Origin of the sequence: Pinirhizobacter sp. (genome assembly GCF_036499745.1) — a bacterium.
Taxonomy (GTDB): domain Bacteria; phylum Pseudomonadota; class Gammaproteobacteria; order Xanthomonadales; family Rhodanobacteraceae; genus Pinirhizobacter.
On sequence record NZ_DASYDG010000032.1, the window covers coordinates 17,632 to 43,238 of the forward strand.

Genomic DNA, 25,607 nt, shown 5'->3' on the forward strand with positions numbered 1-25,607 from the left:
CGTTCGCCACCGGGAACGCAGTAAATCCGCCAAAGCACTCCCCCCGTCGTCCAAACGGGCGTACCATTTGTTACGTAGACTTTAATTTTTCGTGGCTGCCCCCACAAATGGGGGGAACCTAAAAGGCGCTGGCGTGTTCTGAAGACATGCACCGGGCGCCGAGCCGGGGAAATCCCTTCCCGAGCGACCGACCTAGACTTTGGAAAACATCATGACCTTTGATTTCAATAGCGAATATGCCGCCGCCAACGAAGCGCCGTTCTACACCTGGACCCCGGCCGGCATGGTTTCGGCCAATGGCATCACGGCTCCCACGGTAGGTCCGGACGATGGCTACGACTGGCTGCGCGAAGTGGCCACCCGCCTTAACAAGGCTGCTTAGTCGTCCGCCACGTCCAAACCGGGGAATAACACCTCGGTAAACCCGAACTTGCTGAAATCCGTGATCCTGGACGGATAAAGCCGACCGATCAGGTGGTCGCACTCGTGCTGCACCACCCGGGCATGGAAACCCTCAGCCGTACGGTCAACGGCCAGCCCATCCGGATCGATCCCCTGGTAACGGATCAGCGTGTAGCGGCTCACCGCCCCGCGCAGGCCAGGCACCGACAGGCAGCCCTCCCAGCCCTCCTCCATGTCCTGCGATATCGGCGTGATCTCCGGATTGAGCAGGATCGTCCGCGGCACGGGCGGCGCATCGGGGTACCGGTCGCTGCTGTCGAAGCCGAAAATCACCAGCTGCAGGTCCACCCCGATCTGGGGTGCGGCCAGGCCCACGCCACCGGCGTGGAACATCGTGTCGAACATATCCTGGACCAGCGCCTTCAACTCATCGCTGCCGACCATGGCCGGCGGCACCGGCGGCGCCACGCGCAACAGGCGCGGGTCTCCCATTTTCAGGATTTCACGGATCACGGCTCACTCCTTGAATGCGTGGCGCCCCGTCGGGCATGCCAAAGGTATGGCATCCCGTCACGCGGGAAGCAAGCCCCGGAAGAAGCCTCGTTCAGGCCCATCGGATCCCGGCGCATTCGACCAATGGCTAATGCCCGCGAACCCGCTTAAGCATTGACCCCTTAGGGTGCGCGGGACGACCCTTGTCCCAGTCTCATGGGGAGTTGTCGATGAACATTGCAACCGAAAAAAGCAGTCCGGCGGGAAAGATCCTCTGGGCCGCCATCTCCATTGTCGGTGCCTGGTGCCTGGGCGTGGTCGCCCTGCGCCGCGGCGAGCCGATCAATGCGATATGGGTGGTGGCCGCGTCCATCGCGGTGTTCATGATCGGCTACCGCTTCTATAGCCGGATGATCGCCACCCGGGTATTGCAGCTGGATCCCTCGCGCGCCACGCCGGCAGTGCTTCACAATGACGGCCTGGACTACGTGCCCACCGACAAATGGGTGGTCTTCGGCCACCACTTCGCCGCCATCGCCGGCGCCGGGCCCCTGGTGGGGCCGGTACTTGCCGCCCAGATGGGTTACCTGCCCGGCATGCTCTGGATCCTGGTCGGCGTGATCTTCGCCGGCGCCGTGCAGGACTTCATGATCCTGGGGCTTTCTCTTCGCCGCGACGGGCGCTCGCTCGGCCACATGCTGCGCGAGGAACTGGGCCCGGTGGCGGGTGTGGTGGCCATGGTGGGCGTGCTGGTGCTGATGATGATCGTGCTGGCCGTACTGGCACTGGTGGTGGTCAAGGCGCTTACGCACAGCCCCTGGGGAACATTCACGGTGGCGGCGACCATTCCCATCGCGCTGCTCATGGGTGTGTACTTGCGATACATCCGGCCGGGCAAGATCCTCGAGGTCTCGATCATCGGCCTGGTGCTGCTGCTGGCCTCGATCTGGGCGGGCGCTTCCGTGGCGGCCTCGCCGACCTGGGGACCGGTGTTCGATTTCGATGCCAAGGGCCTGGCGTGGCTGCTGATCGCGTATGGCTTCTGTGCCTCGGTTTTGCCGGTGTGGCTGCTGCTGGCACCACGCGATTATCTTTCCACGTTCCTGAAGATCGGTACCATCGCCCTGCTGGCGCTGGCGATCTTCCTGGCTGCGCCCACCCTGCAGATGCCGGCGGTGACCAAGTTCATCGACGGCTCCGGCCCGGTGTTCCAGGGCAACCTGTTCCCGTTCCTCTTCATCACCATCGCCTGTGGCGCGGTATCGGGCTGGCATTCGATCATCGCCTCTGGCACCACGCCGAAGCTGCTGTCGAACGAGGGCGAGGCGCGCATGGTGGGTTACGGCGGCATGTTGATGGAGGCGTTCGTGGCCATCATGGCGCTGATCGCCGCGGCATCGCTGCATCCTGGCGTGTATTTTGCGATGAACTCACCCGCGGCGCTGGTGGGCACCACGGTCGAGCACGCTGCCACGACCATCAGCCAGTGGGGCTTCGTGGTGCGGCCGGACGAACTTACCCAGATCGCCAAGGACATCGGCGAAGGCACCGTGCTTGGAAGGGCCGGTGGCGCACCCACGCTTGCCGTGGGCATGGCGCAGCTGCTGCACAACGTGATTCCCGGCGAAGGCATGCTGGCCTTCTGGTACCACTACGCGATCCTGTTCGAAGCGCTGTTCATCCTGACCACGGTCGATGCCGGCACGCGCGTGGGCCGCTTCATGATCCAGGAAATCGCAGGGCTGGTATCGCCGGAGCTGAAAAAGACCGAATCGTGGGCCGGCAACCTGATCGCCACGGCGATATGCGTGGGTCTGTGGGGGTATTTCCTCTACCAGGGCTCGGTGGATCCATTGGGCGGCATCAATACCCTATGGCCCCTGTTCGGCATCGCCAACCAGATGCTGGCGGCGATCGCGCTGATGCTGGCGACGGTGGTGACGGTAAAGCTCAAGCGCCAACGGTACGTGCTGGTGCCGGGCATCCCTGCCATTTGGCTGATCGTCTGCACGCTTACCGCCGGATACCAGAAGCTGGTGGGACCGATCAGCTTTACCGCCGCGGCGCAGAAGTACGCCGACGCACTCGCCGCGGGCCAGATGCTCGCCCCGGCCAAGACGGTAGCCGCCATGAACCAGATCATCACCAACAACCGCGTGGATATGGCGCTCACCGCCATCTTCATGGTGCTGGTAATAGTGATGACGCTGTTCGGCATCCGCGCCATGATGCAGGCGTGGAAGGCCAACCGGCCGACCGCCAACGAAGAGCCGTACGTCGCACTTTCGTCAGTGCCGGCGGCAGCGAGGTAACCGGATGAATACTGCACGGGAACATTTGCAGTCGACGTGGAGGTGGGCGGTGCAAACCGCCCGCCTCTGCTGCGGCGTGCCGGATTACGATGTTTATGTAAAACACCTGAAGGAGCACCACCCGGAGAAGACTATTCCTTCGTATGGGGAATTTTTCAGGGAGAGGCAGGAAGCGCGGTACAAGGGTGGCGGCGGCCGCTGTTGCTGAGAACCCTGCCGGCTGTGGTCGCCCGGACGCGGTCGCCGGATCAACCTGCATTCGTCAATATCTTCCTGTTTAGGATGACCGTTGCGTCGTAAAGATGGCGGCTAATGTCATGTAGTACAGAAAGCCTTTGATCGATCTCGCCCACCCGCATCTGCCGCCTGATGACATTGATCGGCTCATCGATGGATGTACCTCCGCCACCCTGGAGCAGGCCATTCTTCATTGTTTCGAGTTTGGAAATCATCGGTTCGACTTTATTCTTTCTCAGCCCCGTTCCCAGGCAATGGGCCACCCTGTTGAGCGCATCGGTTTGCGCCTCGTCATTGTCCGCCATGCGTTGAGCCGCCCGCGCCGCTCCATCGACTTCGTTCCTCAATGCATGCAGTTCCGGCAGCGACGTCCCGTCCATTTGCACTCCATCCATTAACGAGAATCTCCCGATCACCTGCTCGCAAACACCGACGATGGCCTGGCTATCAGAAGTGACCAGATGTTCGGCCTTTGGTGCGCAGCGCGCGACTTCATTGTTGGTTGGCAAACCACGGCCAATCGGGATCAAATGTCCTGGCCGTGATGGGCAACCCGGCACCGCTGCCAACGATGTGGAACGACCGTGTGCTGTATAAACAACGCCTGCTCCGGCTACCAACAAGAGGGCAGCGGCTACGGTGATACCGACGGGTACAGGGTTCCGCCTCAACGCCGCACCGATTCCACCGGCAACACCATGGCTGCCCGAACCCTCTGCAGAAGTGCACTCTTCGACGCTCAACGCGTGGTAAACACCACGACCGGACCCGACGACCGTGGTATTGGAAACTTCAAGGAGTTCCTGGAACTGATGCGAATCATTCCCCTGCCTTTGATGTGAATTTGCCAGGTTGTGAAAGCTACCGATCTGCGCTCGGTGGGCATCATTGACGATGGGCAAGCGATTCTCCTTTGCCAGGCATGTAAGTTCCGAGTGTCTTACGACACGTGCTTACCGGCTTGCAGAACTCGCTCAACTTGTCATCTCGCTTGCGTCTCATTCGAATTTTTCGCGGCCGGTATCGAGTCGCCGATGCGGTATTGGCGCGACAGCGGTTGCCCGACGTTTGAGGTTTCTCCGATGGGATGTCGGTGAAAACTTTGCGACGCTTACTATGGATGCGGAGCGTGGAATCCGGGATCATTCGCGTGCCGTCGGGGCAACACCCGGCGGTCGGGTGTGGAAACCCGTTTAGATGAGGCCGGGTACCGCAGGCAATCCTGCGGTACCCGTGGCTCCCCGCTATCTATGGTGGGCGGCCAGGCGGGTTTCGACCCGACCGTCTCCTCATCTGCGGTTTCCACCCTGGCTCGCCCGCCACCCCGGTCTCGAAAGGCGGAGTGGCGGAGTCCGCCTCGAGTCAGCGCAGGACGGATGAACCATCGGATCGCGTGGAAGTGATCCACGGCTGGCTAACCGGTCACGAACGCCATGAGGTGACTGGGGTCGGCAGGCAGAAATGCCTGGATGGTTCATTCGCCCGGTCCGTCCGAGCATGGTGCAGCGCGAATCGGGCCCTACAACACCTGGTGCGTATTCCGCTTCGGCCCCAGTTCCACGATGTACATCGCGCCGAGCATCAATCCACCGCCCACCACCGTGCGCCAACCCAACACGTCCACGCCCAGCGCGATGGCGAACGCCGCGGCGAACACCGGTTCGAGTGTCATCACGATGGCCGCGCGGGTGGAGCTCATGTGCGCCTGCGCCCAGGTCTGGACCAGCATGCACAGGGCGCCGGCGGCCAGCGCCATATACAGCACGGATATCCAGGCGGATGTGTCTGGCGGAAGAGACGGGCCGTGCGGCAATGTGGCCAGCAGGCACACCAGCGCGATCGCCCCCATTTGCACCGCGGACATGCCGAACGCTTCGCCCTTTCGCGACCAGCGGCCCAGCCCGATGATGTGCAAACCGTAAAGCGCGGCGGATACGAGCGTCAGCATCACGCCGGTATCCAGCTCAAAGCCGTGCAGTGCAAGCAGGCCCAGACCGACCGCTGCCACCACCACCGCCACCCACGTCGCCGGCGGGGTACGCTCCTTCAGCAACACCCAGCCAAGCAACGGGGTAAAGACCACATACATGCCCGTGGCGAAGCCACTGACGCTCGGGCTTATACGCGCCAGGCCCCATGTCTGCAGCAGCTGCGCCACGCCGTAGAGCGCACCCAGCGCCAGCGCGCGCAGCAACTGGCCGCGATCCATGCGCAGCACGGGCCGAACGAACAACACCAGCATCACCAGCGCGGCCACGGTAAATCGCACAGCGAGGAAATCGGGCACGCTCATGCGGCCGACCACGCCCTTGATCAGGGCGAAAGTAGAGCCCCAGACCGCGGTAACCAGTAACAGGCCAAGCGTCGGCGCCAGCGCGCGGTCGCGCCCGGAGGTCACTGCCGGCGTCGGCGCCGCAGCCACAGCAACGGCGCGGTCACGACGAAATGCGCCCAGATCGCCAGCCAGACGAAACCCGACAACACGGGGCTGCGCGAAAGCGCATCGTGCTGGCGGAACCACCGCCACATGCCGCGGTGCTTGAAGCGGCTGACAAACACCGGACGGTGCCGGCTGGAGCCGCCCTTGCCATGCTGCACACGCAAATTGCCGGCAAGGATCACCCGATAGCCGGCATCGCGCAGGCGGCGGCAGAGGTCGAGATCTTCAAAGTGAAGGAAATAACCTTCGTCGAAGCCCGAAACGCGCTGGTACACGGCACGGGGGAACAACATCAGGGCACCGGATACGGCTTCTTCGGGCGCGGGCCTGTCGGGCATCGGACCGGGCACGGCCACACCCCGCCCCTTGCGCCTGAGCATGGTGTTGATCACCCGGGCGACCGTGGGATCGCGGCGTCGCGAGGCTGGATCGGGCTTGCCTTCCAGGTCGCAGACCACGGCACCCACCACCCCGGTGTCGGGGTCGTTGGTAGCGATGTCGACCATACGGGGCAGGTCATCGGGTTCGAGCAGGCAATCGGGATTCACGATCGCAATGAAACGGCCGCGTGACATCGCCGCCCCACGGTTGGCCGCCGGACCGAAGCCGAGGTTCGCGCGGTTGTAGACCACGCGCAGGCGATCTTCGTTCTGGAAGGCCCGTTCCACGGCTTCGGGCTGGCCATCGTCCGAGCCGTTATCGACCAGGATCAGTTCAACCTGGAGGTTGCTGGCCAGGATGCGGCGCACGCATTCACGCAGCGACTGCCCGCTATCGGCCGATACCACCACCACGCTGCACGTAGGAATCGTCCGACTCGACGACGAGCGCTTGAAGGTGGTGGGTTTTTCAGTGCGCCAGTCGCCGAATTCACCCTTCGCCGGCGGCGCGTCGTAATCAATCCACCCAGGTCCGTGCATTTCGGAACATTCTCATCCACGGGGAATCTTCGCCCCATTTTTCGGGGTGCCAGCTCATCTGCACGCTGCGGAACACCCGTTCCGGATGCGGCATGAGAATGGTGACGCGACCGTCGGCTGCGGTAAAGCCCGCCAATCCACCCGGGGAACCGTTGGGGTTCAGGGGGTAGGTTTCGGTGGGTCGGCCACGATTATCCACGAAACGCACTGCACCATGGCTTTTGCTCGGGCTACAGACGTTGGGGAAATAAACGCGGCCCTCTCCATGGGCCACTGCCACCGGGATGCGGGATCCTGCCATGCCCTTGAAGAAGATGCTGTCCGACTCGAGCACTTCGAGGGTAGCCAGGCGCGCTTCGTACTGCTCGGACGCATTGCGCAGGAAGAACGGCCAGTTCTGGGCGCCGGGAATGATGTCCTTCAGGTGGGACATCATCTGGCAGCCATTGCACACGCCCAGGGAGAAATTCTTGGGCTCGGCAAAGAAGGCCTCGAACTGGTCGCGCAGCAGGGTGTTGTACAAAATGGACGTAGCCCAGCCGCGGCCGGCGCCCAGGACGTCACCGTAGGAGAACCCGCCGCAGGCAGCCATGCCGCGGAAGCCGTCCAGGGTCGTCCTGCCTGCGGCGAGGTCGGACATATGCACGTCGACCGCCTCGAAACCGGCACGGTCGAAGGCGGCGGCCATTTCCACCTGGCCGTTCACACCCTGCTCGCGCAGCACTGCTACCCGCGGACGTTTGCCCAGGTTGAGGTACGCCGAGGAAATATCCTGGGCCGGATCAAAGGTAAGTTTGGTCGTGATGCCCGGATCGGCATCGTCGCGCCGCCACTCGCTTTCGGAATCGGCGCACTGCGGGTTGTCGCGCAACCGCTGCATGGCGTAGCTGGTTTCGTTCCACAGCGAGAAGAGTTCCGTCCAGTTCCACTTGAACAGCGTATCGCCGCCCAGGTACAGCTTGATGCCGAGCTTCTCCTTCGGCCGGCCGATCGGGTGGCTGATAGCCGCCAGGCCGTGTTTCACCAGCAGGGCCTCGAAGGCCTCGCGATTGGCAGAGGCCACTTGCACGACGGCACCGAGCTCTTCGTTGAAGAGGGCACGCAAGGTAGCCTCGGCCCAGCCGTCCAGGCGGATCTCCAGGCCACAGCGGCCGGCGAAGGCCATTTCCAGCACGGTGACGATGGCACCACCGTCGGAACGATCGTGGTAGGCCAGCAGCAGGCCGCAGCGGTTGGCTTCCTGGATGAATTCGAAGAACGAACGGAGCTTGGCGGCGTCGTCGAGATCGGGCGGCACGCCGCCGAGACGATTGAACACCTGGCTGAGCGCCGAAGCGCCCAGGCGGTCGCGACCGGCGCCAAGGTCGATCAACCACAACTCGGTATCGCCCCGGTCCATGCGCAGCTGGGGCGTAAGCACGCGGCGCGCATCGCTGACGCGCGCGAACCCGGTAATCACCAGCGACACCGGCGACACCGTGCGCTGGAGGACGCCTTCGTGGGTCCACTCCGTCTGCATCGACAGGGAGTCCTTGCCGACGGGAATGGCGATATCCAGCGACGGGCAAAGCTCCATGCCCACCGCCTTGACCGCGTCGAACAAGGCGGCGTCGTCGCCGGTATGGTTTACGGCGGCCATCCAGTTCGCCGACAGGCGCACCTGGGCCAGGTCGTCGATCGGCGCGGCAGCCAGGTTGGTGATCGCTTCGCCCACCGCAAGGCGCGCGGCATCAGCGCTGCTGAGCAGGGCCACGGGGGCTCGCTCGGCCATGGCCATGGCCTCGCCGGTGTAGCCATCGAAGTCCGAAAGCGTGACGGCGCAGTCCGCGACGGGCACCTGCCACGGGCCGACCATCGGATCGCGGGCATTGAGGCCACCGACAGTGCGATCGCCGATGGTGATGAGGAAGTTCTTGCTGCCCACGGTGGGAAGCTGCAGCACGCGGCGCAGGGCTTCGTCCATGCCGATGCCCGATAGATCGGGCACCAGGTCGATACGCGGCTTCTTGCGCGTGGCGTCGCGGTGCATGCGTGGCGGCTTGCCGAACAGCACTTCCATCGGCAAGTCGATGGCTACCGCGCCGTCGCGCGAATCGCGCAACACCAGTCGGCGCTCGGCCGTGGCATCACCCACCACGGCCACCGGGCAGCGCTCTCGCGCGCACATGGCAAGGAAGGCCTCGACGTCTTTAGGCTCGATGGCCAGCACGTAACGTTCCTGCGACTCGTTGCTCCACACCTGCATCGGTGAGAGCTGCGGGTCGTCGCAGGGAATGGCGGCCAGGTCGATCACGCCACCGACACTGGAGTCGTTGAGCAATTCGGGGATCGCGTTGGAGAGACCACCGGCGCCCACGTCGTGGATGCTGACGATGGGACTGGCATCATCCAGCGCACAGCACTGGTCGATCACCTGCTGGCAGCGGCGTTCCATCTCGGCGTTGTCGCGCTGCACGGAAGCGAAATCGAGTTCCGCGCTGGAACTGCCCGATGCCACTGATGACGCCGCACCGCCGCCCAGGCCGATCAGCATGGCGGGGCCGCCGAGCACGATCACCTTGTTGCCGGGTTGCAGTTCATGCTTTTGCACCAGGCCCGGTCGCAAGGTGGCCAGGCCGCCGGCGATCATGATCGGCTTGTCATAGCCCCGCCGGAAACCCGGCGTGCCGCCCTCGATCTCGAAGGTGCGGAAATACCCACCCAGCGCAGGCCGGCCGAACTCGTTGTTGAAGGCAGCGGCGCCGAGCGGACCGTCGCGCATGATCTCGAAGGCCGATGCCATGCGCGGTGGCAACGGACGGTCGGTTTCCCACGGACGCGGCAGGCCCGGGATGCGCAGGTGCGACACGGAAAAACCGGTGAGGCCCGCCTTCGGCTTGCCGCCGCGACCGGTGGCACCTTCGTCACGGATCTCGCCGCCGGCGCCGGTGGCCGCGCCCGGCCAGGGCGCGATCGCCGTGGGATGGTTATGCGTCTCCACCTTGATCGCGTAGGGCATCGACTCTTCGTGACGACGCCAGATGTTGTCTTTCGGATCGGCGATCAGGCGGAAGCCCGTATTGCCGGCGATGACGGCGGCGTTATCGCTGTAGGCGGAAAGCGTATGCGCGGGCGAGTGCGCGTGCGTGTTGCGAATCATGGCGAACAGGGATTTATCCTGTGGCTCGCCATCCACCGTCCACGAGGCGTTGAATACCTTGTGGCGGCAATGTTCGGAGTTCGCCTGGGCGAACATCATCAGTTCCGCGTCGGTCGGTGCACGGCCGAGCTCGGCGTAGTTGGCAACGAGGTAGTCGATCTCGTCGTCTGCCAGGGCAAGGCCCAGCGTGCGATTGGCCTCGGCAAGCGCGGCCTTCGGATCGGACCCAAGCTCGATGCGGCCGAGTGGACCGGACTTGCCGGCCAGGAACAGGCCGCTGGCCAGATCAATCGACGACAGCACCGATTGCGTCATGGCGTCGTGGAGCGCCGCCATCAACGAGGGGTGGTCGGCGTGGGCTGCGTCGGGCATGCCGGCGATCAGCCAGCCCATGCCACGTTCCACCCGGTGGATATCGAATCCGGCGCCATGCAGGATATCGGTGGCCTTGCTTGACCACGGCGAAATGGTGCCCAGACGCGGCACGACCCAGAAGGTGGCCGGTTCCGGCGTGGTGTCCTTCGCTTCGAGCACCTGCAGCAGCCGGGCGCGCATCTCACCCGCCGGTGCGACGGCAGCGTCGACGAAATACACGTGCCAGGCGGCCTGGACGCGGGTGCCATGGTGCAAGGCATCCAGGCGGGCGTTCAGGCGTTCCAGGCGAAATGGCGAAAGGGCGCTTTGCCCGTCGAGAGCGATCATGCGAGCGGGAAGGACAAGGGGAAAACCGCCATTCTACAGCATGCTGCAAGGCAGCACCGGGCGCCGTTTCCGCACCCGGCGCACAGGGACGTCAATCGCTGCCGCCGGCCGTGCTCACGTCAAGCGGCTTTCCCGCCTCGCGCTGGCGCAGGGCGGCCAGCAGCTGGTCGGGAGTGACATAGCTGGGGATGGTGGTGCCGTCTTCGAACATGATGGTGGGCGTGCCGGAAACGCCCAGCCTCTCGCCAAGGGCGAAATCGTCGGCCACGGGATTCGTGCAGCTGGCCTTGCCGACATCCGAACCCTTCATCGCCGCGTTGAACGTGGCCTTGCGGTCGGCGGCGCACCACACCGATACGGCGCGGGTGTACGAGGGCGTGTCGTTGCCGGCGGTGGTCTTGACACCCGTGCGCGGCCAGAACAGGTATTGCACGGCAATGCCCTGCTTGTTGAATTCATCGATGTGCTTGTGCAGCTCGCGGCAATACGCGCAGTCGACATCGGTGAACACGGTGACGGTGTATTTCGGTTTGGCCGGTGCGAACACCAGCTTGTGGCTGTCGTCCACCTTGGCCAACGCCGCGCGGCGCGTGCTGGCCCAGGCCGCTTCGGTGAGGTTCTGTTTCTTGCCGATGTCGATGATGTCGCCATTCATCATGAACTTGCCGTCGGCGCTCACATAGACCAGGCGACCGGATGCCATCACCTGGTAGACACCTGGCATGGGCGAGGGCTCGACGCTGTCGACCTGGATGTCGTGGCCGAGTGACTGCACGGCGTCGCGGACGGTTTTCTCGTTGCCGTCGGCGGCATGCGCCGAGGCCACCAGGGCCATGCTGGCGGCGAATGTGAACAGCGTTGTCTTCAACATCAAAAAACTCCAGCTTTCCGGGGCTTCCCGCGCAACCGGGAGGCCCGACACCCCTTGCGAACCCGGCGTCGTGCGTCCTGCACGGCCTGCGGGCATCCATTGTCGCACACCCGGTATGCGCATCAGCCGCGCGGATGGTGCTGGGCGTGGAGCCGTTTCAGCCCCTCGCGGGCAACCAGGGTATATATCTGCGTGGTGCTGAGCGCGCTGTGGCCCAGCAACATCTGCAACGCGCGCAGGTCCGCGCCATGGTTGAGCAGGTGTGTGGCAAACGAGTGACGCAGTACGTGGGGCGAGACACGCCGGGCCAGGATACCGACCACCAGCGCGTAGCGCTTGACGATGGTCCAGAACATCTGCCGTGTCATGCCCTGCCCGCGCACCGACAGGAATAGAGGGTCGGGCCGCGAGCCGGGCTTCAGATGCAGCGGCCGCACCGTCGACAGGTAGCGGTCGATCTGCTCCTGCGCCACCTGCCCCACCGGTACCAGGCGGTCCTTGCCGCCCTTGCCGGTGACACGCAGCACGCCCTGCCGGGGGTTGTAGTTGCCCAGCGACAGCTGAACCAGCTCGGACACGCGCAGACCCGAGGCGTACATCAGCTCCAGCATGGCACGGTCGCGTTGCCCCAGTGGCGTGCCGGCATCGGGTGCACCCAGCAAGGCCTCGACCTCACGCTCGGCCAGGGCCTTGGGCAGGCCACGCGGAGTCTTGGGTCGTTGCATCAGCAACGTGGGGTTCTCGCGCGAGGGTTCATTGCGCGCCAGATGGGCGTAGAAACGCCGGAAGGAGGATTGCCGGCGCGCCATGCTGCGTACCGACACCGGCTGCGCGGCGTGATACGAGGAAAGATCCTCGCGGCTTGCCACGGCCAGGTTGCGTCCACGGGTGGCGAGCCAGCGGGCCAGGCCTTCCAGGTCCTGGCGGTAGGCTTCGAGCGTGCGGTCGGCCAAACCGTCCTCGGACCACACGCGCTCGACGAAGGCGGCGATTGCCTGCGCATCGTCGTGGGCGATAATGGCGACCCGCTCGTCGCCGGCGATTGGCTGCTTCATGCCTTGCATGCTGTGGCCTTACATCCTGCCCGGCAAGCCCCATGCCCGGAATGCCCTTGACCACCGAACCCATGCCTGCATCCCTCGCGCGCCGCGTCGGCGCCATCATTTACGACGCGCTGGCGGTAACGGCGATCGTGATGGTGGTGGGCTTGTTGTGCCAGCTGGCCACTGGCGGGCATGTCACTGACGGCACTCAGATCGCCTGGTGGTACCAACCCTTGCAGGGGTTGGTCGTGGCGGCGTACTTCCTGGTGTCGTGGACCCGTGGCGGCCAGACCCTGGGCATGCGGCCGTGGCGCATCCGTGCCTGTACCGACCAGGGCGCGCCGCTGCCCGTGGGACGTGCCCTGGTTCGACTCACCGTGGGCGCGCTGCCCCTCCTGGGGCTGGGAATATTCATGCTTGGCACCATGCGCTGGGCCCTGTGGGCGCCGGTGGTCGGCTGGGCACTGTGGCTCTTGCCCGCGCTGGTCGATCCACGTCGACGTGCCCTTCACGACATCGCCTCGGGCAGCATGCTGGCTCGCCTGGCGTAAATTCCATGCACAGGGAAACTCCGGGTAGACGCCAGGGGTCCGCGGCTTGCACACTGCAGGGCATGACGGTGCACGCTACCAGCGAAGCGGAACTCATCCGCAGCAACCGCGAGTTCTACGAACCGCTCTGGCGGGATTCGAAGCTCGTGGCCCCGGATCGGTTCAATACCTGGCCGCTGGTGCAGGAACTTGCCGTGATCGCACCACGCCGCCTTGAGGTGGCCCCCGGCCTGCGCCCCCGCCTGCCCCTGGACGGCACGCAATTCCTCGACCTCAGCCAGTCAGCGCTACGCCAGCTGTCCAACCACGGCGCGCGCACCACGCACGGCCTGATCGGCGCCATGCCTTTCGCCGATGCTTCATTCGACTTCACCTGCGCTTTCGATATCGTCGAACATGTGCTCGATGACGACGCGGCCTTCGCGGAAATTGCCCGGGTCACCGCCCCGGGCGGTTATCTGTTGCTGTCGGTACCGCTGCACGAATCGGCCTGGAACGCTTTCGATGAATTCGTCGGCCATTGCCGGCGCTACGAGCCGGACGTCATCGTGGCCAAGCTTTTTGCCCATGGCTTCACCGTCGAACGCAGCGCCGTTTACGGCATGCAACCGTCATCGCCGCGCCTGCTGGCCTGGGGACAGCACTTTCTCACCCACCAGCGAGACCGGGCCATGTGGTGGTACAACCGCGTGTTCATGCCGCTGGGCCTGCGGTTTGCGGGGAAACTGGACATTAAACCCGGCATGATCGACACCACGGGCGTTGATGAAATCCTGCTGGTCTGTAAAAAAAGCGCTGCGTGAACGGCAGTTACGCACGGTGGCCTGCATTTCTGGCTAGAATGCGCCACCCCCAAGGGCCGTGAATCCGTCGATGCTCTACCTCCTGCACGAATGGCAACGCACCATGTTGAGTCCGCTCAACTACTGGGCGGAAGCAAGCGCGCGCATGTTCGGCGATGCCGGCAGTGCGCTGTCGATGCTGCCGGGCGCGCAGCGCGCGGCAGCCGGGTGCGAACTGATGTACCGCCTGGGCAAGGATTATGAAAAACCCGAGTTCAATATCCATAGCGTGCATGCGCAGGGCCAGGAAGTGGCCATCGTGCAGCAGGAGTCGTTGGCCCGGCCATTCTGCAAGCTCCTTCGCTTCAAGCGCTTCAGCGACAAGCCCGATGTCATCGATGCCCTGAAGGACGACCCTGTCGTGCTGGTGGTGGCGCCGCTGTCCGGACACCACGCCACGCTGCTGCGCGACACCGTGCAGACGCTGCTGCAGAACCACAAGGTGTACGTCACCGACTGGGTCGACGCACGCATGGTGCCGATGGACGAAGGCACATTCAGTCTTGATGACTACGTCCAGTACATCGAGCAGTTCATCCGGCACATCGGCGCGCGCCGCCTGCACGTGGTGTCGGTGTGCCAGCCTACGGTACCGGTGCTGGCGGCGGTGTCGCTGATGGCCGCGCGTGGCGAGGATACGCCGTTGTCGCTCACCCTGATGGGCGGGCCGATCGATACACGCGAAAGCCCCACCCGCGTCGATGACCTGGCTACCACGCGGCCGCTGTCGTGGTTCCGCAACCAGGTGATCCATGAAGTGCCGTGGCAATATCCAGGCGTGGGCCGGAAGGTCTATCCAGGCTTCCTGCAACACGCCGGATTCATCGCGATGAACCCAAGCCGGCACCTGATGTCACACTGGGACTTCTACGAAAACCTGCGCCGCGGCGACCTCGACGACGCCGATGCACACCGCAGGTTCTACGACGAATACAATGCCGTGCTCGACATGCCGGCGGAGTATTACCTGGACACCATCAAAGTGGTTTTCCAGGAACACCGATTGCCCCGTGGCACATGGGACGTGGCTGGCGAGCGCGTGACACCGTCGGCCATCGGCGGCACGAAGCTGCTGACCATCGAAGGCGAACTGGACGACATTTCCGGCCAGGGCCAGACCCAGGCCGCGCATGGCCTGTGCACCGGCATCGCGAAGAAGGACAAGAAGCACATCACGGTGAAGGGCGCCGGGCACTTCGGCATTTTCAGCGGCCGCCGCTGGCGCGAAGTGGTTTATCCCGACGTAAGGAAATTCATCGCCAAGGCGGACGCAGCCCGCGCGAAGGTCGAAAAGAAGGCCCGCTGACGCGGGCCTTCTACTTAACGACAACCCGGCCTCGAGGCCTTCGCTGCGATCACGTGCTTGAGTTCATTAACTAGCCGGCAGCCTTCGCCTGCTCCAGCGCCACCGCCACCGCGTGCACCACCGAGGCGATACGCACGGCGCTCTGGATCGGCTGCGCCGACAGGCCATGCTTGCGAAGGGTCTTCTCGTGAGACTCAAGGCACTTGCCGCAGCCATTGATCGCCGACACTGCAAGCGATGCCAGTTCGAAGTCGATCTTGTCGCCACCGGGGTTTGCCATCACGTTCATCCGCAAGCCCGCGCGCAACGTGGAATATTCCTCGTCGCCCACCAGGTGCAGGAAGCGGTAGTAGATATTGTTCATGCCCATGATGGCGGCGGCAGCGCGCGCACCGGCCAGTTCTTCGGCGCTGGCATGTTTAGCCGCTTCTTCGGCTACCGCCGCGGTGAGCGGCTCATGGCGCGAGGCAATGGCCGAGGCCAACGCGATCACGACGATCTGCTTCTGGGTAAGGCCCGGCGCGCCGGCTTCGGTCAGTACCGAATCCAGGTTCAGGCGGAGGTCTTTCGCATAGTCGGGGAGGCTACCCCGGAGGTCGGCAAGACTCATGTCAATTCTTCTCCTCAGGTAAATTCTGGACAAAAAAAGGGCGGCAAAGCGATCACCTTGCCGCCCTTCGGGTGGGTCGCGTCGCGCGGGGGAGGGAGCTATTGCGCGCGACCCATGACGGTTACATCAGGCTACCTTGAGCGTCTCTTCGCCCTGGCTCCAGTTGCAGGGGCACAGCTCGTCGGTCTGCAGTGCGTCCAGCACGCGAAGCACCTCGGCCGGGTTACGGCCCACCGAACCATCGGTGACGTAGACGAAGCGGATGATGCCTTCCGGATCCACCAGGAACGACGCGCGCTGGGCAACGCCTTCATCGGACAGGATGCCCAGGGCCGAGGTCAGGTCCTTCTTGATGTCGGCGAGCATGGGGAACGGCAGGTCGCGCAGATCCTTGTGGTCCTTGCGCCAGGCAAGGTGTACGAACTCAGAATCCGTGCTGGCGGCCAGCACCTGGCAGTCGCGGTCGGCAAACTGGCTGTTGAGGTCGCCAAAGCCCTTGATCTCGGTCGGGCACACGAAGGTGAAGTCCTTCGGGTAGAAGAACACCAAGGTCCACTTGCCCTTGTAGGTGTCGTTGTTGATCTGGGCAAAAGCCTTGTCGAGGCTCTCGATCGAAACCGTGGCCGTCAGGTCAAACTTGGGAAACTTGTCGCCGATGCTCAGCATGGGTGGCACTCCTGGAGGGTTGGGGAAATGGGTGCAGTGATGCGGCAGACGAGAACTATACCGTCTGCCTTCACATACAGCAAATCAATTGTTTGTATAGTTATGATAGACTAAGACTATGAATATTCGAGACCTGCAATACCTCGTCGCCCTGGCCCAGCACAGGCATTTCGGCCGCGCGGCCGACGCCAGTTTCGTCAGCCAGCCCACCTTGAGCACCCAGATCAAGAAACTGGAAGACGAACTGGGCGTTTCACTGGTCGAACGCGCCCCGCGCAATGTGCTGCTTACCGAAGTCGGCGCGGAGATCGCCCGTCGCGCGCGTGGCATCCTGGCCGAGGTCGACCAGATCAAATCCATCGCCCAGCGCACGCGTGATCCCGAATCAGGCAGCTTGCGGCTGGGCATTTTCCCCACGCTCGGCCCCTACCTGCTGCCGCACATCGTGCCCCGGGTACGCGAGCGCTACCCACGTCTGGAACTGCTGCTGCGCGAGGAGAAATCCGACCAGATCGTGCACATGCTGCGAGAAGGTTCGCTTGACGCCGGCATCCTCGCCCTGCCCCTGCACGATGACAGCCTGCATACGGAATTCCTCTTCGAGGAGTCGTTCGTGCTGGCCGTGCCCGAGCAGCATGCGCTCACGCAATCGCGCAAGCTCACCATGGACGATCTTGCCGACCAGAGCCTGCTGTTGCTCGAAGATGGACATTGCATGCGTGACCAGGCGCTGGAGGTGTGCCACATGGCCGGTGCCACGGAGAAGACCGGCTTCCGCGCCACCAGCCTTGAAACACTGCGCCAGATGGTCGCGGCGAATGTCGGCATTACCCTGCTGCCGGCGCTGTCGGTGAAACCGCCGGTGGCGCAGACCGGGCACGTGCGCCTGCTGCGCTTCGCCGAGCCCGCGCCGAGCCGCCGGATCGCCATGGTCTGGCGCAAGAGCTCGGCCGCCGGGGCGTTCCTGCATGGGGTGGCGGAGGTCATCCGCGCTCTTCCAGCCGACCTCTTCGACGACCACGACATCGCCGTCTGACCATCCGATGCGGCGCATCGTGCTGATCCTGCTGGCCGTCGTGGTCGTCTTAGGGGCGATTCACTGGTGGCATCAGCGCCCAGCCCATCCGGGGCCGGGCGTGCTGGCGCCTGATGCGCCGGTACAGGTGGATCTTGACCAGGACCAGGGCACCAGCCTGGTTCGCGGCGATGTCGTGCTGACCACGCGAGCCCATTTCTCGATGACAGCCCGCGTGCTTTCGCGCGAGGACTATGCCTTCGACGACCTCGCCTCCATCGTGCCGGTGGACCTTGCCATGGGGTGGGGGCGGATGTCCGACACATCGGTGTTGAGCCGCATCGAGATCTCCCAATCGGGCCGGTTCTACTATTGGCACGTCGAACAATTTCCCATTCCCCAGGGGGAAATCGTGGCATCGAGCGCGAACATGCACATGATCCCCGCGGACGACGGCGTGAAACGCGCGCTGGGGCGGATCCGTCCGGGCCAGGTGGTGCACGTGGAAGGCTTCCTGGTCGACATCAAGCGCCGCGATGGCTACGGGTGGCACACCTCGCTCAGTCGCACCGACTCAGGCGCGGGGGCGTGCGAGATCATCTACGTCGAATCAATCGTGGTTCAGTAGCTCAAAAGCCTGTGCAGCGGGGTTTCGCCCAGCCAGCGGGCCCGCCCGTTGAGCGCGGTCAGTTCGATCACCACGCTACCGCCCACCACCGTGGCGCCCAAGTGCTCCACCAGGCGGCGTCCGGCTTCCAGGGTGCCGCCGGTGGCCAGTACGTCATCCACGATGATCGCGCGCTGCCCCGGGCGCAGGGCGTCGATGCGCGCCTCGAGCCGATCCATGCCGTACTCGAGCACGTAATCCACGCCGACCGTGAGCGGCGGCAGCTTGCCCGCCTTGCGCAGGGGCACGAATCCAGCTCCCAGCCGCGCCGCCATCGCAGCTCCGAAGATGAAGCCGCGTGATTCGATGCCGCAGACCACCTCCACGCCTGCGCCGCGCCATGGCTGGCACAGCAGGTCGAGGCAGCGGGCAAAGCCGTCGGGGCTGGCCAGCAGGGGCGTGATGTCCTTGAATCCAACGCCGGGGCGGGGGAAGTCCGGCACGTGCCGGACCAGCGCTTCGATCTCATCCATCGCAAGGCTTCATCGTGGTGGGGAGGGACCCGCCCACGATAACCGAGGACGGTGACACTCAGACGGGAAGCAGTCCCGGGAAATCGAGGTCGCCGCTACTGGCCACCGCGCGGGCCTCGGCAAGGTCGGCATCTACCGCGCGGACGATCGACTCGGCCGCGGCCGCACAGGCCTCGGGCACCATCACGTTCAGCAAGTCACAGACCGGCAACTGCCCGATCCCCCCGGTAAGCAGCTCTCCGCTGACGAAGGCCGGGATCTCGGCGCGTTCGAGCGCATCCTTGACCAGGTGGGCGTCGAAGATGTTTACGGCGCGATAGACGATGTGCATGGCTGCACGCTAGCGCGCGGCGGCCATGCCGCGCAAGACCGGGTAGAATCGAAGGCTTGTCTTAGGTCCTCCTGGAACACGAACCGATGTCCACCGAACACCTGCCAACCGGCCCCACCGACGACGCCACGGGCGAAATCCGTGACTTCATCCGGCAGATCGTTCGCGAGGACCTGGCCACGGGCAAGCACACCTTTATCCACACACGGTTCCCGCCCGAGCCCAATGGCTACCTGCATCTGGGCCACGCCAAGGCGATCTGCCTGAACTTCGGCCTGGCCCAGGAATTCGGCGGCGCCTGCAACCTGCGCCTGGACGACACCAATCCCGCCAAGGAAGACCCGGCCTTCGTCGATGCGATCAAACACGACGTGCACTGGCTCGGCTTCGACTGGTCCGAGCTTCGCCACGCCTCGGACTACTTCGGCGTGTTCTACCTGGCCGCCGAAAAATTGATCCAGCAGGGCGACGCCTATGTCGATGATCTCTCGCCCGAGGACATGCGCCAGTATCGCGGCACGCTCACCGAGTCCGGGCGCAACTCGCCCTTCCGCAACCGGGGTGTGGATGAAAACCTCGACCTCTTCCGCCGCATGCGCGCAGGCGAATTCGCCGACGGCGCAAAGACGCTGCGCGCGAAGATCGACATGGCCGCCGGCAACATCAACCTGCGCGATCCGGCCCTCTATCGCATTCGCAAGGTGACGCACCAGAACACCGGCGACACCTGGCCGATCTACCCCATGTACGACTTCGCGCACAGCCTCTCCGACGCGCTTGAAGGCATCACCCATTCACTGTGCACGCTGGAATTCGAAGATCACCGCCCGTTGTACGACTGGTGCGTGGACAAGGTTGACCTGGTCAACCATCCAGCGCTGTGGCAGCACCTTGTCGAGGCCGGCCTGCCCACGGTTCCCAGCAAGCCCCGCCAGATCGAATTCTCGCGCGGCAACATTTCCTACACGGTGATGAGCAAGCGCAAGCTGTTGAACCTCGTGCAGGGAAAACTCGTCGACGGCTGGGACGATCCGCGCATGCCCACGATCGCAGGCATCCGCCGCCGCGGCTTTACTGCTGCTGCGTTGCGCCTGTTCTGGGAGCGCATCGGCGTGAGCAAACAGAACAGCATGATCGACCTGGGGGTACTGGAAGGCTGCGTGCGCGAAGACCTCGACTCGCGCGCCGAACGGCGCATGGGTGTAGTGGATCCGCTCAAGGTCACCCTCACCAACCTGGATGCTTCCCACGAGGAAACACTCACCTTTCCCAACCATCCGAAGGATGAATCCTTCGGTACAAGGCAGGTGCCTTTCAGCGCCAGCGTGTGGATCGAGCGGGAAGATTTTGAAGAGGTACCGCCGAAGGGTTTCCACCGGCTGAAACCCGAGGGCGAAGTGCGCATGCGTGGCGTGGGTATCATCCGCTGCGATGAAGTGATCAAGGACGCCGGCGGGGCCGTGGTGGAGCTGCGTTGTTCGCTTGATCCGGAAACCCGCCAGGGCATGCCCGGCGCCGACCGCAAGGTCAAGGGCACCATCCACTGGGTGAGTGCCCACCATGGCGTTCCGGCCGAGATCCGGCTATATGACCGCCTCTTCAACGTGGCCGACCCCGACGACGACAGCGACGGCAAGACCTACGAAGACCACCTCAACCCCGAATCGGTGCGCGTCGTGCATGGCTATGTGGAACCGGCCGCCGCCACCCTCGCCGTGGACCAGCGCGTGCAGTTCGAGCGCATGGGCTATTTCGTGCCCGATTCGCACGACCACGCCGCGCCCTCACGGATCGTCTTCAACCGCGTGGTTACCCTTCGCGACAGCTGGGCGAAGCAGGCCGGGAGATGACCATGTTACTGGCACAGATCCACCTGACCCTCCCCGTCTGGGTCAACGATCTTGTCGATGACCGACACGTATACGCGTCGGACGAAGACAAGGTCGGCCTGGCCATCGCGCTGTCAGCGGGTAACCTTGAACACCGTACCGGTGGCCCTTTCGGCGCCCTGGTGTTCGATGGCGAGGGGCGGGTGGTCGCTGCCGGGGTCAACCGGGTGGTGCCGCACAACTGTTCGGTGGCCCACGCGGAAATCATGGCCTACATGAGCGCGCAGCAGCGCCTGCAGCGTTTTCGCCTGAATGACGGCGGCGGCCGTTATGTCCTGGCCACCAGTTCGCAACCTTGCTGCCAATGTTACGGCGCCACGGTATGGGCGGGTGTGGATGAACTGCTGATCGGCGCACGCTCGACCGATGTGGAAGAACTGACCGAGTTCGACGAAGGCCCGCTTCCCGCCGACTGGAAGGGAGAACTGGAACGACGCGGCATCGCGGTACGTACGGATATCCTTCGCGACGACGCCCGCAAGGTATTGGCCGTCTACGGGCAGGAAGGCCCGGCGTATTGAGCCGCTGGCGCGCCGCGTTGCCCCTCCTCCTGCTGGTGGCAACCGGCATCGTGCTTTTCGGTTCCGGCACCTTTGACCGGCTGAGCCCCACGAACCTGGTCGCCGACCAGGACATGCTTCACGCGATGGTGGCAGCGAGCCCGGTGTCCACTCGCCTGGCCTTTATCGGCTTGTTGACGCTGGCGGTATCAACGGGCATCCCCGGCACCGTGGTGATCATCTTTGCAGGCGGATTGATGTTCGGTCTCGTCGATGGCGCCATGTGTTCCACCATCGGCCTGGTGCTTGGGTCGCTTTTGCTTTTCCTGGCCAGCCGGTATGCCTTCGGTGCAGGCTCCAGGCATCCACCGGTGCTGGCCGAACGGCTGCGCCATGGCTTCAACAGCCATCCGGTGAGCTACACCCTGTTCCTGCGCCTGGTCCCGGTGCTGCCCTTCGGCGGCATGACGGTGGCCCTGGCCTGGCTGCGCTGCCCGTTATGGTTGTTCCTGGGTGCCACGGCGGCAGGCGGGGCCGTCACCACCTTGTTCGAGACATCCATTGGCGCGGGACTGGACGTAGCCATGGCGCAAGGCCAGCGGCTGGACGCCAGCTTGCTGCTGAACCATCACGTATTGATACCGATGGGGGCATTGGCCCTGCTGGCACTGCTTCCGCTGCTGGTGGGCCGCCTGCGCGGCCGGCCATGAAGCCCTAGCGCATCGCCCGGATCAAGCCGCTGCGTGCGTGGATCTTGCCGCAGCCGGTGCAACGGCGGGAGATGCCATGTCGGCTCTCGCGTTCGGCCTGGAGCAGGCACCCGCAGACAAAACAACTCGGCGCCACCCCTGATTTCCACCGCAACAGCCGCAAGGTGGACACCCACACCAGGGCGGCGGCCAGGATGAGCAAGGCGTAGCCCGACATGGCGGTAAAGGTGATGGCAGAGCCGGCAGGGTCGTCAACCATCCGGCGGCCCACGCCTGCCAGCGCCGCGCCCGACGCCACCACGCACGTGGCCGGGGCATACAGGCGAAAGAACATGCGCGAGAGGTAGGTCACGGTCGTCAGTTTAGCCATGATGTGGCGCAGAGCGTGTCCTGACCGCCGTGCAAGACGGGTGAATGCTGCACGCCATCACCACGAAGCAGCAGCGACCATGCCCGCATCCGGCAAGGAACCCGACATGGCCCATCGACAGCACGCTGAGTCTTACACCATCGATCACTTCGAGGCGGTGGACGACAGCACCCAGATCGAACCGCAGCACCTTCCCCAGGCTTGTGCCGTTCTTTCCGGCGCCCCGGACCGCGAATGGCATCAATACTTCGTGGAATCGGCCCGGCAAGTGGAGCTGGCACACCCAGGCATGCGGCTGGAATTGCTGGCCGACCGCCTGCGCTTCTTTACCCGTGCCTCGACGGCCGAAGATGCCTGCTCCGCCGTGGTGGCAGCAGTCCGCGACACCAACCGTGCATACATGGCGGTACGCGAAGCTGAGAACCGCCGCACCGCCCAACGCCGCGCGGAGGTCGAGGATCTGGGCAAACGGCTCAAGGTCATCAGCAAGAACCTCGATAAGGCAGCGGGCTGATCATTAACCGTGTGCGTTTCCGGCAATCCTTCACCATGAACGAAATATTCCTTCCGGCGTTGGTTACGTTACGCGGCTGGGTGGAGCATTCGACTTAGGGATAAAAGCAAACTTGCGCAAATGGATCTGCATTATCGCCGGCGGCCCCGACCATGGCGCGCTGGTGCCGCAATGGTGCGACTTCACCGATTCGATGCCGCCGCCGTTCGATTCCAGCGACGGCCGACCGCTCGAGCCGATTACCTGCGTTAGCAATGGCGACGATCATCGCTGCGTGATGATGCACCCGCGCGCCAGTCCCTTCGAAGTGGACGCGGCGGTGGCGATGCTGACAGCTGCGATGGAGACGCCGCCTATTTGACGGTGACGGTGATTTTCTTCGACACGATCGACGGGTCAAAGGGGATGTGGTTCTCGTCGCCCAGTTCCAGTTGCAATGTGTGCCTGCCCGGGGTCAGCTTCAACTGGGTTTCGGTCTGGCCCTTGCCGAAGTGGATATGGGTGGCGTCGTTGGGAATGGGCACGCCGGCAGCAGGCAGGGTGTCCACATCCACCAGCAGGTGATGGTGCCCGGTACCCTCCTTCTTCATCCCGGCCGGCGCGATACCCATGCCCTTCAGGCCAAAGACCACGGTGACCTCGGGACCGACAGTGGCGCCATCCCTGGGCGAAACGATGTAGACCACGGCGCCCGCCGGGGCCTTGGTGACCGGCAGTGCCGGGGCATCGGCGGCCATGGCAGTGGCCGTGGCCAGTGAGGCGAGCGCCAGGCTCATGATCAGTCGCTTCATCGGTGGGTCTCCTTCGACGGGGGGAGGGTGAGTATAGGCGCGAGCCGCCGATGACCGGAGGGATTCGACCTTGGTCGGGTGGCATCAGGCCCTCGTCCATTTACCATGGGCAGATTCGTGGGCCACACGGGCCCGCGTGCTTGCCATCAGGGGGTAGACCATGTCGAACGCCACGGCCAAGGCGGGAATACTGGCACGGGAACGCACCGTTGCCGGACCGAAGTTCAACCGTTGGCTGGTGCCGCCCGCGGCGCTGGCCATCCACCTTTCCATCGGCATGGCCTACGGCTTCTCGGTGTTCTGGTTGCCGATGACCAAGCTGCTCTCAGGCACCGATGCCGCTGCCTGCGCGAATCTGGGCTTCTTTGCCGAGATGTTCACCAGCACCTGCAACTGGACGGTCCCGTCCGTCAACCATGTGTTCGAAACCTTCATCGCCGTGTTGGGCATTTCCGCTTTCATCTGGGGCGGCTGGCTTGAGCACGCCGGGCCACGCAAGGCAGGTTTCTACGCCGCGCTGTGCTGGGGAGGCGGCCTGGTACTGGGAGGCATCGGCGTATCCATCCACCAGCTCTGGCTGGTGTACTTAGGCTGTGGATTGATCGGTGGCATCGGCCAGGGCATCGGCTACATCACGCCCGTTTCCACGCTGATCAAATGGTTCCCCGACCGGCGCGGCCTGGCTACCGGCTTTGCGATCATGGGCTTCGGCGGCGGTGCGATGATCGGTGCCCCGATCGCGGTGAAGTTGATGTCCGTGTTCACCGTCGGCACCGTGTCGGGCGTGGCCGCCACCCTGATGACGATGGGAGCGATCTACCTGGTTGCGATGTCGCTGGGCGCCTTCGGCTTCCGCGTACCGCCCAATGGCTGGAAGCCGGCTGGCTGGGTGCCCAAGCCCAAGAAAACCGAAGGGCTGATCTCGAACCACCATGTACACCTGTCGCGCGCCTGGCGCACACCGCAATTCTGGATGGTCTGGGTCGTGCTATGCCTGAATGTCACCGCCGGCATCGGGGTGCTGTCCATGGCAAGCCCCATGTTCCAGGAGGTCTTCGGCGGCAAGCTGCTGGGCCTGTCGACTTCCAGCACCGCGGGCCTGACCATCGAGCAGAAGGCTGCCATTGCCGCCGCCGCCGCGGGCCTGGTGGGGTTGATCAGCCTCTTCAATAGCGTCGGCCGCCTGGCCTGGGCCTCGGCGTCCGACTACCTCGGGCGCAAGACCACCTACTTCGTGTTTTTCGTCCTGGGCATCATCCTGTATTGCATCCTGCCGACGCTCGGCCACATGGGCCTGGCCGCGTTGTTCGTGATCACCGTATGCGTGGTGATATCGATGTATGGCGGAGGCTTTGCCACGGTCCCGGCGTACCTGGCCGATCTCTTCGGCACGCAGATGGTCGGCGCCATCCACGGACGATTGCTCACCGCATGGTCGGTAGCGGGCGTGATCGGACCGGTGCTGATCGCTTCGCTTCGAGAAACGCAACTCAAGGCCGGCGTGGCCAACACGCTGGTATACGACCGCACGCTTTACATCCTGGCAGGGCTGCTGCTGGTGGGCCTGATTGCCAATGCGATGGTTCGACCGGTGAACCCGAAATACCACATGACCGAGGCTGAACTCGCGCACGAACGTTCGCTGCAACACGAGGCGACGACCGATGAAGCGAAGCTGGCCGCAGCGGCGCGCGGCCCGTTCGGCGTCATCGGCGTGCTGGCCTGGCTCGCGGTGGGCATCCCGTTCCTGATCGGTGTATACATCGCGCTGGCCAAGGCAGCGGCACTGTTTTAAGCGCTCGCGTGGCGAGAGA

The 25,607-nt window shown here is 64.2% G+C and carries 27 protein-coding genes; 14 read left to right on the forward strand and 13 right to left on the reverse strand.

The features are described from left to right. Positions 1-211 precede the first annotated feature (211 nt). Positions 212-382 (forward strand): hypothetical protein, encoded by a 171-nt coding sequence (locus VGM61_RS12330; RefSeq protein ID WP_331523125.1) that lies wholly within the window; start codon positions 212-214, stop codon positions 380-382. On the opposite strand, the gene def is transcribed toward VGM61_RS12330, so the two are convergent. After that, a complete protein-coding gene (gene def / locus VGM61_RS12335; protein WP_331523126.1) occupies positions 379-915 on the reverse strand; it encodes a peptide deformylase in 537 nt (178 codons plus the stop codon). The two genes, VGM61_RS12330 and def, sit on opposite strands and share 4 nt — an antisense overlap. Before the next feature lie 209 nt (positions 916-1,124). On the opposite strand from def, the gene VGM61_RS12340 reads away from it, so the two are divergent. Together VGM61_RS12340 and VGM61_RS12345 are read left to right on the forward strand one after the other, a co-directional pair. Next, positions 1,125-3,206, forward strand: a complete 2,082-nt coding sequence (locus VGM61_RS12340) for a carbon starvation CstA family protein (RefSeq protein ID WP_331523127.1) — start codon at positions 1,125-1,127, stop codon at positions 3,204-3,206. Positions 3,207-3,210: 4 nt separating this feature from the next. Next, complete coding sequence (locus tag VGM61_RS12345; RefSeq protein WP_331523128.1) at positions 3,211-3,414, forward strand: YbdD/YjiX family protein; 204 nt, start codon at positions 3,211-3,213, stop codon at positions 3,412-3,414. A 40-nt stretch (positions 3,415-3,454) separates the two neighbouring features. Here VGM61_RS12345 and VGM61_RS12350 read toward each other — a convergent pair whose 3' ends face one another. From VGM61_RS12350 to xerD, 6 genes are all read right to left on the reverse strand, one after another. Next, positions 3,455-4,345 carry a hypothetical protein gene (locus VGM61_RS12350; RefSeq protein ID WP_331523129.1) on the reverse strand — a complete coding sequence of 297 codons (891 nt, stop codon included), beginning with the start codon at positions 4,343-4,345 and terminating at the stop codon, positions 3,455-3,457. Between the two features lie 617 nt (positions 4,346-4,962). After that, positions 4,963-5,841, reverse strand: a complete 879-nt coding sequence (locus VGM61_RS12355; protein WP_331523130.1) for a DMT family transporter — start codon at positions 5,839-5,841, stop codon at positions 4,963-4,965. After that, the gene (locus VGM61_RS12360) at positions 5,838-6,803 is read right to left on the reverse strand and encodes a glycosyltransferase family 2 protein (RefSeq protein ID WP_331523131.1); all 966 of its coding nucleotides are present in this window, start codon (positions 6,801-6,803) and stop codon (positions 5,838-5,840) included. Before VGM61_RS12360 ends, VGM61_RS12355 begins: the two co-directional genes overlap by 4 nt. After that, positions 6,781-10,644: a phosphoribosylformylglycinamidine synthase gene (gene purL, locus VGM61_RS12365; protein ID WP_331523132.1), complete on the reverse strand. Its 3,864-nt coding sequence runs from the start codon at positions 10,642-10,644 to the stop codon at positions 6,781-6,783. The genes VGM61_RS12360 and purL overlap by 23 nt, the downstream gene beginning before the upstream one ends. A 91-nt stretch (positions 10,645-10,735) precedes the next feature. Beyond that, positions 10,736-11,515, reverse strand: coding sequence for a DsbC family protein (locus tag VGM61_RS12370; RefSeq protein ID WP_331523133.1), 780 nt, complete (start codon positions 11,513-11,515; stop codon positions 10,736-10,738). A 122-nt stretch (positions 11,516-11,637) separates the two neighbouring features. Then, complete coding sequence (gene xerD / locus VGM61_RS12375; RefSeq protein ID WP_331523134.1) at positions 11,638-12,570, reverse strand: site-specific tyrosine recombinase XerD; 933 nt, start codon at positions 12,568-12,570, stop codon at positions 11,638-11,640. A gap of 50 nt (positions 12,571-12,620) precedes the next feature. On the opposite strand from xerD, the gene VGM61_RS12380 reads away from it, so the two are divergent. The 3 genes from VGM61_RS12380 to VGM61_RS12390 all read left to right on the forward strand — a co-directional run bounded on the left by VGM61_RS12380 (position 12,621) and on the right by VGM61_RS12390 (position 15,257). After that, positions 12,621-13,109, forward strand: coding sequence for an RDD family protein (locus VGM61_RS12380; RefSeq protein WP_331523205.1), 489 nt, complete (start codon positions 12,621-12,623; stop codon positions 13,107-13,109). A gap of 62 nt (positions 13,110-13,171) precedes the next feature. Continuing rightward, positions 13,172-13,912: a class I SAM-dependent methyltransferase gene (locus VGM61_RS12385; RefSeq protein WP_331523135.1), complete on the forward strand. Its 741-nt coding sequence runs from the start codon at positions 13,172-13,174 to the stop codon at positions 13,910-13,912. Positions 13,913-13,982: 70 nt separating this feature from the next. After that, positions 13,983-15,257 (forward strand): polyhydroxyalkanoate depolymerase, encoded by a 1,275-nt coding sequence (locus VGM61_RS12390; RefSeq protein ID WP_331523136.1) that lies wholly within the window; start codon positions 13,983-13,985, stop codon positions 15,255-15,257. A 70-nt stretch (positions 15,258-15,327) separates the two neighbouring features. Here VGM61_RS12390 and VGM61_RS12395 read toward each other — a convergent pair whose 3' ends face one another. Together VGM61_RS12395 and VGM61_RS12400 are read right to left on the reverse strand one after the other, a co-directional pair. Then, positions 15,328-15,867, reverse strand: a complete 540-nt coding sequence (locus VGM61_RS12395) for a carboxymuconolactone decarboxylase family protein (protein WP_331523137.1) — start codon at positions 15,865-15,867, stop codon at positions 15,328-15,330. A gap of 126 nt (positions 15,868-15,993) precedes the next feature. After that, positions 15,994-16,533, reverse strand: coding sequence for a peroxiredoxin (locus VGM61_RS12400; RefSeq protein WP_324351442.1), 540 nt, complete (start codon positions 16,531-16,533; stop codon positions 15,994-15,996). A gap of 118 nt (positions 16,534-16,651) precedes the next feature. Here VGM61_RS12400 and oxyR point away from each other — a divergent pair, with 118 nt between their 5' ends. Beyond that, entirely contained in the window at positions 16,652-17,569 is a 918-nt protein-coding gene (gene oxyR / locus VGM61_RS12405; RefSeq protein ID WP_331523138.1) for a DNA-binding transcriptional regulator OxyR, read from the forward strand. A 7-nt stretch (positions 17,570-17,576) separates the two neighbouring features. After that, positions 17,577-18,176 carry a hypothetical protein gene (locus VGM61_RS12410; RefSeq protein WP_331523139.1) on the forward strand — a complete coding sequence of 200 codons (600 nt, stop codon included), beginning with the start codon at positions 17,577-17,579 and terminating at the stop codon, positions 18,174-18,176. Here VGM61_RS12410 and VGM61_RS12415 read toward each other — a convergent pair. Both VGM61_RS12415 and VGM61_RS12420 read right to left on the reverse strand, forming a co-directional pair. Then, the gene (locus VGM61_RS12415) at positions 18,170-18,688 is read right to left on the reverse strand and encodes an adenine phosphoribosyltransferase (RefSeq protein ID WP_331523140.1); all 519 of its coding nucleotides are present in this window, start codon (positions 18,686-18,688) and stop codon (positions 18,170-18,172) included. The two genes, VGM61_RS12410 and VGM61_RS12415, sit on opposite strands and share 7 nt — an antisense overlap. A gap of 58 nt (positions 18,689-18,746) precedes the next feature. Next, entirely contained in the window at positions 18,747-19,019 is a 273-nt protein-coding gene (locus VGM61_RS12420; RefSeq protein ID WP_331523141.1) for a DUF2007 domain-containing protein, read from the reverse strand. A gap of 86 nt (positions 19,020-19,105) precedes the next feature. Between VGM61_RS12420 and VGM61_RS12425 the strand changes: the two genes are divergently transcribed. The 3 genes from VGM61_RS12425 to VGM61_RS12435 are packed head-to-tail and all read left to right on the forward strand — an operon-like array spanning position 19,106 to position 22,118. Next, on the forward strand, positions 19,106-20,869 hold the full coding sequence (locus VGM61_RS12425) for a glutamine--tRNA ligase/YqeY domain fusion protein (RefSeq protein WP_331523142.1): 1,764 nt from the start codon (positions 19,106-19,108) through the stop codon (positions 20,867-20,869). A 2-nt stretch (positions 20,870-20,871) separates the two neighbouring features. Beyond that, the gene (locus VGM61_RS12430; RefSeq protein ID WP_331523143.1) at positions 20,872-21,429 is read left to right on the forward strand and encodes a nucleoside deaminase; all 558 of its coding nucleotides are present in this window, start codon (positions 20,872-20,874) and stop codon (positions 21,427-21,429) included. After that, positions 21,426-22,118 (forward strand): TVP38/TMEM64 family protein, encoded by a 693-nt coding sequence (locus VGM61_RS12435; protein WP_331523144.1) that lies wholly within the window; start codon positions 21,426-21,428, stop codon positions 22,116-22,118. Before VGM61_RS12430 ends, VGM61_RS12435 begins: the two co-directional genes overlap by 4 nt. Positions 22,119-22,122: 4 nt before the next feature. Here the strand turns inward: VGM61_RS12435 and VGM61_RS12440 are convergent, their stop codons facing one another. Further along, the gene (locus VGM61_RS12440; protein WP_331523145.1) at positions 22,123-22,488 is read right to left on the reverse strand and encodes a hypothetical protein; all 366 of its coding nucleotides are present in this window, start codon (positions 22,486-22,488) and stop codon (positions 22,123-22,125) included. A 106-nt stretch (positions 22,489-22,594) separates the two neighbouring features. On the opposite strand from VGM61_RS12440, the gene VGM61_RS12445 reads away from it, so the two are divergent. Together VGM61_RS12445 and VGM61_RS12450 are read left to right on the forward strand one after the other, a co-directional pair. Beyond that, positions 22,595-23,002: a hypothetical protein gene (locus VGM61_RS12445; protein ID WP_331523146.1), complete on the forward strand. Its 408-nt coding sequence runs from the start codon at positions 22,595-22,597 to the stop codon at positions 23,000-23,002. 112 nt (positions 23,003-23,114) lie between these two features. Then, the gene (locus VGM61_RS12450) at positions 23,115-23,363 is read left to right on the forward strand and encodes a hypothetical protein (RefSeq protein WP_331523147.1); all 249 of its coding nucleotides are present in this window, start codon (positions 23,115-23,117) and stop codon (positions 23,361-23,363) included. Here VGM61_RS12450 and VGM61_RS12455 read toward each other — a convergent pair. Further along, positions 23,356-23,793 (reverse strand): DUF4399 domain-containing protein, encoded by a 438-nt coding sequence (locus VGM61_RS12455; RefSeq protein ID WP_331523148.1) that lies wholly within the window; start codon positions 23,791-23,793, stop codon positions 23,356-23,358. The genes VGM61_RS12450 and VGM61_RS12455 overlap by 8 nt on opposite strands. A gap of 160 nt (positions 23,794-23,953) precedes the next feature. On the opposite strand from VGM61_RS12455, the gene VGM61_RS12460 reads away from it, so the two are divergent. Next, positions 23,954-25,588 carry an OFA family MFS transporter gene (locus VGM61_RS12460; RefSeq protein ID WP_331523149.1) on the forward strand — a complete coding sequence of 545 codons (1,635 nt, stop codon included), beginning with the start codon at positions 23,954-23,956 and terminating at the stop codon, positions 25,586-25,588. Positions 25,589-25,607 lie beyond the last annotated feature (19 nt).